Origin of the sequence: Viridibacillus arenosi (assembly GCF_001955655.1) — a bacterium.
In the GTDB taxonomy this organism is placed as follows: Bacteria; Bacillota; Bacilli; order Bacillales_A; family Planococcaceae; genus Viridibacillus; species Viridibacillus arenosi.
The window spans coordinates 58730-72039 of the sequence record NZ_MSPW01000015.1 but is presented as its reverse complement, the minus strand read 5'-3'; the positions used below and the strand labels follow the sequence as shown (position 1 = coordinate 72039).

At 36.1% G+C, this 13310-nt stretch carries 7 protein-coding genes and 1 riboswitch; of the genes, 2 read left to right on the top strand and 5 right to left on the bottom strand.

What is annotated here, in order from left to right; translation table 11 throughout:
* Positions 1-104: 104 nt before the first annotated feature.
* The 4 genes from metH to BK137_RS19820 all read right to left on the bottom strand — a co-directional run bounded on the left by metH (position 105) and on the right by BK137_RS19820 (position 7942).
* Complete coding sequence (gene metH, locus BK137_RS19835) at positions 105-3539, bottom strand: methionine synthase (protein WP_038179384.1); 3435 nt, start codon at positions 3537-3539, stop codon at positions 105-107.
* Positions 3520-5379, bottom strand: coding sequence for a bifunctional homocysteine S-methyltransferase/methylenetetrahydrofolate reductase (locus BK137_RS19830; RefSeq protein ID WP_038179393.1), 1860 nt, complete (start codon positions 5377-5379; stop codon positions 3520-3522). Before BK137_RS19830 ends, metH begins: the two co-directional genes overlap by 20 nt.
* Positions 5380-5452: 73 nt before the next feature.
* Positions 5453-5559: riboswitch (SAM riboswitch) on the bottom strand.
* Positions 5560-5732: 173 nt separating this feature from the next.
* Entirely contained in the window at positions 5733-6395 is a 663-nt protein-coding gene (locus tag BK137_RS19825) for a class A sortase (RefSeq protein ID WP_038179395.1), read from the bottom strand.
* 158 nt (positions 6396-6553) lie between these two features.
* Complete coding sequence (locus BK137_RS19820) at positions 6554-7942, bottom strand: protoporphyrinogen oxidase (protein ID WP_038179397.1); 1389 nt, start codon at positions 7940-7942, stop codon at positions 6554-6556.
* Positions 7943-8204: 262 nt separating this feature from the next.
* Here BK137_RS19820 and BK137_RS19815 point away from each other — a divergent pair, with 262 nt between their 5' ends.
* Positions 8205-10238 (top strand): Na+/H+ antiporter, encoded by a 2034-nt coding sequence (locus BK137_RS19815; RefSeq protein ID WP_038179399.1) that lies wholly within the window; start codon positions 8205-8207, stop codon positions 10236-10238.
* Between the two features lie 65 nt (positions 10239-10303).
* Here the strand turns inward: BK137_RS19815 and BK137_RS19810 are convergent, their stop codons facing one another.
* Positions 10304-11383 carry a M24 family metallopeptidase gene (locus BK137_RS19810; protein ID WP_038179402.1) on the bottom strand — a complete coding sequence of 360 codons (1080 nt, stop codon included), beginning with the start codon at positions 11381-11383 and terminating at the stop codon, positions 10304-10306.
* 181 nt (positions 11384-11564) lie between these two features.
* On the opposite strand from BK137_RS19810, the gene BK137_RS19805 reads away from it, so the two are divergent.
* Entirely contained in the window at positions 11565-13226 is a 1662-nt protein-coding gene (locus BK137_RS19805) for a peptide ABC transporter substrate-binding protein (RefSeq protein ID WP_038179405.1), read from the top strand.
* Positions 13227-13310 lie beyond the last annotated feature (84 nt).

Below are 13310 nucleotides of genomic sequence, written 5' to 3'. Positions count from 1 at the left end.
TTAAATGATAAGGATGGATTTTGTTTTCTTACTCGAAATTAGATCTACAATCTGTTTAAAATAAATGCAAAAAGCGAGATGGCTTAAAACCATCTCGCTTTTTCTTATTCTACATTGAAATATCTTGCATCAGGATGTGCAAAAACAATTGCTGATACGGATGCTTCTGGCGACATCATAAATTCCTCTGTAAGATGTACACCTATATCTTCTGGTTTAATCAAACCAAAGAGTTTCGATTGATCTTCTAAATTTGGACATGCAGGATAGCCAAATGAAAAACGTTGCCCTTGATATTTTGCCGCAAAACGATCACGCATAGTGAAATCGGTGGTATCTGGGAATCCCCATTGGTCTCGAATTTCTTGATGGATGCGTTCTGCAAAACCTTCTGCTAATTCAAGAGCTGTTGCTTGGAATGCATGACTTTCAAGGAATTTCCCTTGCTCTTTCAAACGTGCTGCAGCCTCACGTACACCGTGCCCAGCAGTTACTTGCATAAAAGCAACATAATCCATTTCTCCACTATCAACTGTTTTCAAGAAATCAGCTAAACATAAGTACGGCATCTTATTTTGTCGTGGAAAAGTAAAGCGCTCAATAACGGTCTTACTATCTTCTGGATCATAAATAACAACATCATTTCCGTCTGCTTGTGCAGGGAAGAATTGATACATGCCTGATGGATTTAACATACCTGATTCCAAGAATTCTGTTACTAATTCGTATAACTCAACTGCTCGAGAGTCACCTTTTTCAAGCATTTCATCACTATATCCTCTTAAACCTAAATGATGGCCAATTAATGTTCGCATATTCACATATGGATACAAATGAGATACTGAATAGTCTTTTAAAACATGACGTCGTAAATCAGTCGGTACAAAAATCGGTGCATCTGAACGTACTGTTTTAACTGGTTTTTCTGCTACAGCAACAGCTGGTCTTGCAGCACGCTTTTCTTCCGATGCTGCACGTTTTTCAATTGCGTCTTCTAACTCATTTAGCAATTCACCTTTATCATCACTTTGCAGTCTGTTAGCTAACTCAAGCCCATGCATCGCGTCTTTTGCATACATAACTGGACCATCGTACTCTGCTGCAATTTTCGTTTCTGTAAAGCGTCTTGATAATGCCGCTCCACCTACGAGCATTGGAGTAATGATGCCTGCATCCTTGAAATCTTGCGCAGTAATGACCATTTGCTGTGCTGATTTTACGAGTAATCCTGATAATCCAACGATATCTGGATGTTCCTTTTTAATAACTTCAATTAGTGCTTGGGGTGTAACTTTAATACCAACATCAATTACCTTATAACCATTATTACTTAAAATAATATCAACAAGGTTTTTTCCGATATCATGTACATCCCCTTTAACTGTTGCTAATATTACTTTTCCTTTACCAGTATCATTTTCATTTTTTTCCATGAACTGTTCTAGGAATGATACTGATGCTTTCATAACTCCCGCACTTTGTAGTACTTCGGCTACGATTAATTGGTTGTCATTGAACAAACGTCCAACTTCAGCCATCCCTGTCATCAAAGGTCCATTAATAATCTCTAACGGTGAATCGTACATATTCATTGCAGCTTCTAAGTCAGGGATTAGCCCTTCTTTTGTACCTTCAATAATGTAATATGCTAGTCGCTCTGGTACTGTTTTTGGAATATCATCTTCAGTCTTTTCTTTCTTTTTGTCACGATAGAAATCTGTGAAATCAGCAAGTGTCTTGTCGTTTGTTTTATAGATTAAATCATTTGCTAAGTTAATCTCAGCTTCTGGAATTGAAGCATAGCGCTCTAATTTCTCTGTATTTACAATAGCGTAATCTAGCCCGGCTTGTGTACAGTGGTATAAATACACAGCGTTTAATACTTCACGTCCAACTGGAGGTAAACCAAACGATACATTACTAACACCTAAAATAGTTAATACTCGAGGCATTTTTTCTTTGATTAAGCGAATACCTTCAATCGTTTCTTCAGCCGCTCCTATATATTGTTCATCTCCCGTACCAACTGGGAATACAAGAGGATCGAAAATAATATCTTCCGGTGCGATTCCCCATTTATTCACTAGCAGGTCATAAGAACGTTCAGCAACTTTCAATTTACTATGGCGGTCAACAGCCATTCCTTTTTCATCAATTGTTCCGATAACGATAGAAGCACCGTATTTTTTCACTATTGGTAAAACAGCATCATAACGTTCTTCTCCGTCCTCTAAATTAATAGAGTTAATGATTGCTTTCCCTTGGGAATATTTCAGTGCTTCTTCGATTACCTTTTCATCCGTTGAATCGATTACAAGGGGAACTTTAACTTTCTTTACCACTTCAGTCATGAAGTTTTTCATATCTTCAAGTTCATCCCGGTCAGGGTTTGCTAAGCAAATATCCATAACGTGCGCACCGTTTTTCACCTGTGCACGAGCAATTTCTGCAGCTTCTTCAAATTTACCTTCTATAATTAAACGCTTAAATTTTCGTGAACCAATAACATTTGTACGTTCACCTACAAATAACGGGCGCATTGAATCATCATATATAAGCGGTTCAATTCCTGCTACGACATGACCATGCGCTGTTTCAGGCATTTGACGAGGCTGCTTATGCTCTACTACTTTACGGATTGATTTAATATGCTCAGGCGTGGTACCACAACAACCCCCAACAATATTCAACCAGCCTTTATCTGCAAAACCTTCAAGCTTTTTAGACAATGATTCCGGAGTCTCATGATAATGCCCTTCTTCATCTGGTAAACCTGCATTCGGATAACAACTAACATAGCTTGTTGCTAATTCTGAAAGCGTGCGTAAATGATCTGTCATAAATTCAGGTCCAGTAGCACAGTTTAACCCGACTGATAGCGGTTTAATATGTTCAATTGAAATATAAAAGGCTTCAATACTTTGCCCTGCCAGAGTAGTTCCCATAGGTTCAATTGTTCCCGAGATCATCACAGGCAGTTCTTTATCAAGCTCTTCAAACGCTTGTTTAATACCTAAAGTGCCAGCCTTAACATTCAGCATATCTTGACTTGTTTCAAGTAATAACAAATCCGCTCCACCGTTAATTAATGCCTTAGCTTGCACGTAAAAGTCATACAATAGCTCATCAAATGTAATACCACCAGTTACTGATAAGGTTTTAGTCGTTGGTCCCATTGCACCAGCAACATATCGTGGCCATTCAGGTGTTGACAATTCATCCGCTACTTTTTTAGCGATTTGCACTGCTAATAAGTTAATTTCATGCGCTTGATCACCCAATGCATATTCATTTAATACAACAGGAGTCCCACCAAATGTATTCGTACTAATAATATCTGAACCCGCCTCTAAATAAGCACGGTGTACATTTTCGATCACGTCAGGTCGTGTGATATTCAAATATTCATTACAGCCATCATATTCATCTCCACCAAAATCCTCGGGAGTTAAATTAGCATTTTGGAGCATAGTCCCCATTGCACCGTCTAATATAAGAATATGTTGTTGGAGTCGTTCTTTAATTGGTTGTTTTAACATAGTTGTGATCTCCTACTTTCTGTTGATCTAGCTCTTGAATATAATGAATCAATTCTACTGACATATCGTAACGTGTAAATGGCGTAATGATATAAATACCATTAAATAACTCTGCGGCTGTATCGATTAATTCCTTAGCAATCGCTATACCTTCTGCAGTTGCAAGATTTTTATCATTACCCGTTGCGCGCATTCTTTCAAGTACTTCATCAGAGAGCTTAATCCCTGGTACTTCATGATGTAAAAACTCTGAATTTCGGATACCTGTTAGTGGCATGATTCCTATGAAAATAGGGGTTTCTAAATGTTTAGTAGCTTCATATATCTCTATTATTTTTTCCTTCGTATATACAGGCTGTGTGATGAAATAATCTGCTCCACACTCAATTTTCTTTTCTAATCTTTTTACGGCTCTATCAAGCACTCGTACATTAGGATTAAATGCAGCTGCAATAGAGAAATTAGCCTTTTTACGAAGAGGTTTACCTGAGAATGATATCCCTTCATTCAACTGTTTAATTAATTGAAGTAACTCTAGGCTTGAGACATCATAAACACTAGTTGCACCTGGGAAATCACCTACTTTTGTAGGGTCTCCAGTAACTGCTAAAATCTCATTAATACCTAATGCATCAAGACCCATTAAATGCGATTGTAAGCCGATGAGATTGCGATCACGACAAGTAATATGAGCAAGGGAACGAATATTATTTTGCATTTTCAAAATTGAGCCCATTGCCATGTTACTAATACGAGGGGATGCCAATGAATTATCAGCCATAGTGACAGCATCAACACCTGTTTCATTGAGTATTTGCGCCCCCTCTATAAAGGCAGTGGTATCAAGGTGGCGAGGTGTATCGAGTTCTACAATGATTGTACGTTCCTTTTTCGCCTTTTCGTGAAGTGGCTCATGCTGATCAGGAGTCGCTTCTTTAATCTCGATTACTTTTTTCTTCTTTACAATTTTATTTTCAATTGGTGGTAGGTCAGCAATACGTTTTTTTACAGCTTCTATATGCTTCGGTGTCGTACCACAACATCCTCCAATTAATCGAACACCTTGGTCACGTAGTAAAACACCAGCACGGCCAAAATAATCAGCCTCTGATTCGTAAACAATTTTGCCATCTTCTACATCTAGCAAACTAGCATTTGGATATGCAGATAAGAATGCCTTGGATGGCAATTCTACATCCTCAAACGCTTGGATTGTATGGTGAGGGCCTAAACGGCAATTTACTCCAACAATATCTGCACCCAAAGCTTCTAATTGGTGCAATGCATCATTTAATAATAAGCCATTTTGTAAAATACCTGGTTCATGCATTGATACTTGCGAGATGATTGGTACATCAGTCAATTTTCTCAAATGTTGCACTACAGATGAAAGTTCCTCAAAATCATAGTACGTCTCTAGTAATAAACCATCCGGATTACCTGCTAATAGATACCCCGCTTGCTCATCTAATGCAGCTATGATTTCAGCTAGTGTCGCTTCACTTTTACGAATACCGCGAATACCACCAATTGTCCCTAAGACAAATTGGCCTCCTGGTGCTGCAGCATGTTTTGCAATGGCGATTGCCGATTCATTAAACTCCTTTACAGAGCTCTCTAAACCATAACGTTCTAATTTAATGGCATTCGCTGTATACGTATTAGTCTGAATAATGTCAGCGCCTGATTTTATATATTGTTGGTGTATATTTTCAATCACTTCAGGCTTGGTAATGTTTAATTCCTCATAACAATAATCAATTCCGTAAGAATATAATAAAGTGCCCATCGCACCGTCAGCTGTTAACACTTGTGTTTGCAATTTTTCAAGTAATCCCATTAAAATCCCTTCCTTTCTACATAAAAAAGCCTTCTTATGGATAAGAAGGCTTGACGATTACGATGTTCGCTCCTTCTTATCTTTTCGGACAATCTGTAAATCCGCTGGAGTTAGCACCTGACCAGATGGCTGGTTGCTGAAGCTTCAAAGGGCCAGTCCCTCAGCTTCTCTTGATAAGAAATATATATTTAATTGTTAGAATAATTAAAAGAATCATAACCCTAGAAAAGAATATCGTCAAGAGCGTTTTTAGAATTATAGCAAAACTCTGTATTATAAGTATATTTTAGCTACAAAACAAAAAAGATGAGTTTTGGCAATTACTTGTTGAAACAACAATCATTTCTTCATGACTATTTATTTGCAAAAATTTTATTAGCTGATGTCTTATCATAACTTTTTATTTCAACCAATTCACCTTGAATAATCAGTCGCTTAGAACCATCATAATTACATGTAACGAGCGTTATCATTTTTTCATTTGAATCATTTATGACATCAATTTGCTCCGGTTGTACAATATGCATTTTATCAATTTTATATTCATAGATTTTTTTAAAGTCGGTTACATAAACTTGCATACCTTCCTCCGCATTAGTAAGAGGACTAAAGAGTGCCTTCCCATTATTCATATTATGACCCGCTAAGGCATAATTAGCTTTTCCCATCTTTTGTTCACGTTTCATCGTACCAGCACCAATTGCTAAGTTTGTATTCGATACACCATATAAAATAGGTAATCGCATATTCACTTGAGGTACACTAATAGCTCCAATGGCATTTAGTTTTTTTTGATTGAATTGTGCCTTTACAACATCTTTGACATTTAAATCATCCACTTGCTGAAAATCAAATGACGCATCTAGATTCTTCATTGCTGACGCTATGTCTTGTTGCTCAATCGTTGCCTTCGACATATTCGAAATGAAATATCCCATAATAGGCTGATAGAAAATAAAAACTAAACCAATTACTAGCAAGAAAATGCCTAATATCAAACTTCCCTTTTTCCGCATGTTATCCACCTTCTTTTCTCATTCATTTTAATAGTAACAATTCACTTAGCACTTTCAAGCAGTTTGACATAACGTTAAAATTATTAAAATTACCCCAAAAAGAAAGAGCTAATGAAATTGGTATCCCTTAGCTCTTTTCTACCTACCTTGATTGTTTTTTAATGTATTTTTGCTAGAATTGATTCTGCTGTTTCTTTCCCGTTCTTAATACAAGGGCCAATACCTACACCGTAATAAGAACAACCTGCAAGTAATACATTTTCATATGCAGTGGCCATTTTAGTTGATAAAGCTTCTACTGTTTTTCCATGACCAAGATGGTAAACTGGCATTAAATCATTCCACTTTGTCACTTCTACAACAGTAGGCTCTGCTTCTATATTCAAGCTTTTTGCAATATCCTCTAAAGCAATTTCAGTTAATTCCTCTTTACTTGAATGCTTCATTTCTTCAAAATCTGGGTTTGAGTTTTTATAAAATAAACGCACAAGTAATTTGCCGTCTTTTGAAGTATGACTCCATTTACGACTTGTCCATGTACAAGCATTACATTTGACATCACTGTTTTCAGAAACGATAAAACCTGTACCGTCTGCAGGTAATTGGCTATCGGGAATATTAAAACCTAAATACATCGTAATTAGTGAGGCATTGCTAAAATCGTTGAAGTCCTCGTCCAAATTCGGATCTTTTAATAGTTTTTGAGTTACATCATGTGGTGTTGTTAACACGATAAAATCAGCTTCAATTGCTTCGTGATTATCAAATGTCAATTTATATTTGTCGCCGCTTTTTTCGATATGATTTGTTGAAACGCCTTTTAGAATTGTAACGTCTGCTAACTTCTCTTCAAAACGGGTAAATAAAGAAGATAATCCATTTTTAAAGGATATGAATTTTTTATTTGCCGCTTTTTGAAATTCTTCTTTATGTGCGCCAAACCCTTTAATAATACTTCCGTACTGCTCTTTATACTCGAGTAAATACGGTAATGTTGAAGCCATTGTCAGCGTGTCTAACTTCCCTGAATAGACCCCTGATAACACTGGAGCGATTTGTTTTTCAACAAGCTCTTTTCCTAAGAAATGCTCTAAGAAAGAACCGATTGAGCTATTCTTTGTGAAATGCTCATTAGGCATTTCTAAATCTTTTAACGCCTCTTTTTTTCCTTCTGCTGAAACTAATGAGCTACTTTCAAGGGACTCTACACTTGTAGGAATGCCAAAAACGCTGTCTGCTGGAATCGCGTGCAATGTATTATTTGTGTAAATATACGAAATTCCTGTACCATTATATACAAGATCATCTTGTAACCCTAAGTCTTCTACTAATGGCATAACACTAGAATGACGTGCAACAATCGAATCTGCACCCGTCTCCAAAATAAAGCCATCTTTTTCTACTGAGTGCATTTTACCACCTAAGTAGTCATTCTTTTCAATCAATACTAAATCTATATCTAAGCCTTTGTCCTCTTTTTCCTTTTGTAAATAATGCATAGTAGTAAGACCTGTTATACCGCCACCAACTACAACAACTGTTTTCAATATATTCACTCCTCACAACGGATTCTGTTTTATTTTAATTGGTTGTTTGTAGTTCTAGTATAAACTTTCATTTTCGAAACTGTCATGATATCCATCACAAATTCACGCACTTATTTGCGAACGTTTACACCTTTGTCAAATTTAACGTGGCCTTTTCATAAATATTCTTGAAAGTTTCTTTATACAGTACATTTATTTCTGAAAAAGGGTAATGAATAAATACTTACTTTTCTATCGATACTTTTTTTGAAGGGAGTTTATTATGGATTTATTAATTACAATCCTATTACTATTAGTTTGCCTGTTATTATCAAATGTAATTGGACATTATATTCCATTTATACCTACAGCACTAATCCAAATAGCACTTGGCGTTCTATTAGCTATATTCGCTAATGAAATGACGCTTCAGCTTGAATCTGAATGGTTTTTATTACTTTTTGTTGCCCCACTTTTGTATAATGACGGACGCAATTTCCCTAGAGAAGAACTGTGGAAAATGCGCACACCTATTCTTGGGAATGCCATTATATTAGTCCTTCTAACGACGCTCGGCGGTGGTTACTTTATCCATTGGCTAATTCCTGATATACCTCTAGCTGCTGCATTTGCACTTGCAGCCATTTTATCACCAACAGATCCTGTAGCAGTAAACGGTATTGCAAAGCGTATTCAAATACCCGAGAAGATTTTAAACCTCGTTCGTGGTGAATCACTTATTAATGATGCCTCTGGTTTAGTTGCTTTCAAATTCGCCGTGGCAGCTGTTGTGACAGGGTACTTTTCAATTAAGGAAGCTTTTTTCGAGTTTACTTATACATTTTTGGCTGGGGCTATACTTGGTCTAATTTTAGGTATCATCATTACGCAACTGCGCTTTACACTTCGAAAAAAAGGCATCCATGATGTCGTTTTTCATTCATTATTACAGCTTTTAACACCTTTTATCATTTATTTCATTGCAGAGGATGTCTTTCATGCATCAGGGGTCATTGCAGTCGTTGTAGGTGGAATTGTGCATGCACTTGTAAAAGATCATACTGAGACTTTAATTGCTGAAGAACAAATAATTACAGAAAACACTTGGTCCATCGTGCTGTTCATTTTAAACGGAGTCGTATTCCTGTTACTTGGATTAAACATTCCGTTGTCGATGACAGAAACGTTAGAGAATCCATCCATGAATAACTGGCAAATTATCGGTTACTCTATTGCAATTGGTTTTGTTATTTTAGGTATTCGTTTCATTTGGTCATATGCTTTTTCTCACTATGAATATAAAAAAGACGCAATTCAAGAAATAGAAAGGCCTAGTCTGAAGGCGAGTTTGCTGACTAGCTTAACAGGCGTTCGTGGCGCTGTAACGATGGCCGGTGTTTTATCACTTCCTTTACTAGTTGATAACGGAGATTTGTTTCCAGAGCGTTCGCTGATTTTGTTTTTAGCATCTAGTGTTATTTTATTTACATTGCTAATTGCTACAATTTTCTTACCTCTTTTAATTGATGAAGAAGAAGTTTTAGAAATACGAGAAGGAAAGCTCACTTTTAATGAAGCCAAAAAACGCTTACTGCTTGCTTCAGTCCGTAAAATAAATACAGTGATGACTGAAGAAAACCAAACTGTAGCTTTTGAATTAATAGACGAAGCAAAAATGATGTTCAATCAAATCGATGTAGAGCTCAACGCAGAAAAATTAGCTTCTAAAGAACGCAAGCATCAAATAAAAAAACTACGTTTAATTGGGTTAAAAGCAGAAAAGGACTATATAGAAAAGAATCAAAAGGACCAAAACTTAGATCCGGATATATACTCTGCATGCCAAGCTGCTTTTAAAGAACGCGAAAAGAATATTAGTAATCCAAATCGCCCAAAAGTAATCACTATTCTCTATAGAATTTTACTTCACTGGAAAACTACTCGAAAAAGATACAGTTTAAATAAGGATAAACGGATTGAATATTTCCGCCAAAAGAAAGAGTTACGTATGCACGCTTTAGGAGCAGGCATTGATGCTCTAGAACAATATGCAAAATCAGAAGAAAACCCTGATCTTGCTAATTCTATTATTTACGAATATCGCAGAATTATGGATAGGATGAAGCAATCCGTCACTCGAAATTCTGAACGCCGCGATGAAATAAAAGAGGAATTACGCGCTCTTTTAATTGAAACTGAACGTTTGGAAATCCAAAAAATGTACGAAGCCGGTGAAATTGACCGAACAGAAGAAAAAGAATTGCGTAGATTTGTAAACTATATTGAAAGCATATCGTTGTATGAAATGAGTGAATAAAAGAAAAAGAACGACTGACATAGTCAGTCGTTCTTTTTTACTGTACAGATTTTTTGACAGTTGTCTTATTTTATAGACATAGATAAAATAATTAACTCTTTTGGAGAAGAAGTCAAAATTTCTATTCCATCCTTTTTTATTAGAACATCATCTTCAATACGAACTCCACCTACATTAGGTAAATAAATACCAGGTTCAACCGTTAACACCATTCCTTCTTGTAATACCTCTTCCGAAACTGGGGACATGAAAATGTCCTCATGAATATCTAACCCTATCCCATGTCCAGAACCATGCCCATATTGCTTTCCGAATCCTTTTTCTTCTATATACTGTCTAGTCAAAGCATCAGCTTCTTTGCCAGTAATGCCTACCTTCATATGCGCCAGTGCATTTTCTAATGCGCCATGAACAATATTATAGATTTCTATCATTTCTTCTGTTGGTTGTCCTATAGCAATTGTGCGTGTCATGTCTGAACGATAGCCATCATAATAAGCCCCAAAATCAAGCGTTATGATATCCCCTTCTTCTATTAACTTATTACTAGCGACACCATGTGGTAATGCTGATCGATACCCTGAAGCTACAATCATATCAAAGGCAGATGAAGTAGCTCCTTTCTTTCGCATGTAAAACTCTAGTTCATTGGCAATATCAATTTCTGATATGCCTGGTTTTATATAATCCAATATATGTGTAAATGCCGCATCAGAAATACTTGCTGCTATTTTAATCTTTTCAATTTCTTCAGGTAATTTAATCATACGTAATTTTTCAACTGCACCTGAAATGGGTACAAGTTCTGCTTGAATATTCTTAGCAAATAATGAATGTAAGTAATACGTAATATTCTTTTCCTCAAATCCAACTCTACTAACATTTTCTTCCTGTAATATGTTGGAAATTACTTCACACAAAACTGCACGATCAATTTCTTTCACAGTAAAGTCCATTGTTTGATTTTGAGCTTGTTGAACATAGCGGAAATCCACAAATAGGAATGCTTTGTTTTTTGTTACCAACACAGTTCCTGCGCTCCCAGTGAATCCTGTTAAGTAACGTCGATTTTGATCATTTGTCACAATTAAACTTTCCAATCCTTGCTCTTCTAATACAGCTCTTAACTTTTCTAATTTCCCCATTTTTAACCCTCCAATAATTTAATATTTAACATGTTGCAAGTATTATGCCAATCTTTCACTAAATTTGTACCTTAATAAAGATATAGGCATGAATATTGCATACTATTACTTCGACTCACATTCAGAAGGATGATAGGATTCTTTTCGTTTGTTGGGATTTTAAAATAGGGGGGCTTATTTTATGAAGAAGAAAGTTTTATTTTCTTTCATGTTATTATTTTCTTTAATGATTATTTTAACAGGCTGCTATGGTAAGGATGAAGCTAACGAAACGGAAGGTGAAAAGGCTAGTGATCCTAACAGTTCAACGACTGAACAAGTATTAAATCTATCTGCGTCAGGGGATTTAACAACGATGAGTTCACTCGGTAGCTTAGATGCGCTAGCAGTAACTGCTATGAACTCTGTTTATGAAGGCTTGTATCGCATTGGGCCTGAAAACGAAGCAGTTCCAGGGATTGCAGAGTCACATGAGATATCCAAAGACGGTAAGACTTATACTTTCAAGCTTCGAAAAGATGCTGTATGGAGTAACGATGCTCCAGTTACGGCACACGACTTTATTTATGCTTGGTCAAAGGCTATTAATCCCGAAACACAGGCTGTATATTCTTACCTAATGCTAGACATTAAAAATGCTGTAAAAATTCAAGATAAAAATGACACACTGTATGGTAAAATTGATCAACTTGGAATTAAAGCAGTAGATGACTATACATTAGAAATCGAACTGGAAAGACCAATTCCATATTTCTTAAGCTTAACAACATATGCACCATTCTTCCCACAAAATGAGGAATTCACTGAAGCACAAGGTGACCAGTATGCTCTTGAAACTGATAAAATGATATACAATGGTCCCTTTATATTGGAATCATGGAAACAAGGCCAAGGTTGGAAATTTAAAAAGAACGAGAAATATTGGGATAAAGATACTGTAAAACTAACTACAATCAACCAAAAAATCGTTAAGGACACGGCAACTGCTATGAACCTATACGAAGCAAATGAAATTGATACAGCTACTTTATCAAGTGAATTCGTTGATCAATACAAAGATAGCCCAGAATTCTCAACTTTCTTAAAACCTAACACATACTTTTTACGTATTAATCACGAAAATAAATATCTATCCAATCAAAATATCCGTAAAGCTATTGATATGGGCTGGGATAAAGAAGCTATGGCAAATGTCATTATGAAAAACGGATCCATCGCCGCCTATTTCTTAGTACCTGAAGGTTTATCTTCAGGCCCTGATGGTAAAGACTTCCGTGATGGCAATGGTGATATGAACAAAACTGATATTAGTAAAGCTCAAGAATATTGGGCAAAAGGCTTAAAAGAATTAGGTACTGACAAAGTGACTCTAGAAATACTAAGTTACGATACTGCACAAGCTAAAAGCGCCGTCGAGTACATTAAAAATCAACTTGAAAAAAACTTAGAAGGCATTAAATTGACTATTAATATGCAACCTAACAAACAAAAATTAGCTTTAGAAGCTAAAGTCGATTTTGATTTAGATTATGGCGGCTGGGGACCTGACTACCAAGATCCTATGACGTATATCGAGTTATTTGAGACAGGTGCACCATACAATCAATCTAACTACAGTAATAGTAGCGTTGATAAACTAATCAAAGAAGCGAGAGTAACTGTTGATAGTAAAAAACGTTGGGAAATATTGCAACAAGCTGAGAAATTAATGCTAGACGATGTCGCATTCGCACCAACTTACCAAGTAGGTATTAGTCGCTTGACGAAACCTTATGTAAAAAACCTTTATGAGCATCCATTCTCTGCAGATATGAGTTACAAATGGGCATACATCGAAAAATAGAGAGTGATTAACCTTACGATCCTTATATTACTATCCATATAACAAGATTCAAAACCTAAAACAAATTCATGAATTTGTTGGCCA

Excerpts from the sequence above, each read along its gene's own strand:
- BK137_RS19810 (WP_038179402.1), bottom strand. The coding sequence starts at position 11,383 with ATGGGGAAATTAGAAAAGTTAAGAGCTGTATTAGAAGAGCAAGGATTG.
- BK137_RS19830 (WP_038179393.1), bottom strand. The coding sequence starts at position 5,379 with ATGGGATTACTTGAAAAATTGCAAACACAAGTGTTAACAGCTGACGGT.
- BK137_RS19825 (WP_038179395.1), bottom strand. The coding sequence starts at position 6,395 with ATGCGGAAAAAGGGAAGTTTGATATTAGGCATTTTCTTGCTAGTAATT.
- BK137_RS19815 (WP_038179399.1), top strand. The coding sequence starts at position 8,205 with ATGGATTTATTAATTACAATCCTATTACTATTAGTTTGCCTGTTATTA.
- metH (WP_038179384.1), bottom strand. The coding sequence starts at position 3,539 with ATGTTAAAACAACCAATTAAAGAACGACTCCAACAACATATTCTTATA.
- BK137_RS19805 (WP_038179405.1), top strand. The coding sequence starts at position 11,565 with ATGAAGAAGAAAGTTTTATTTTCTTTCATGTTATTATTTTCTTTAATG.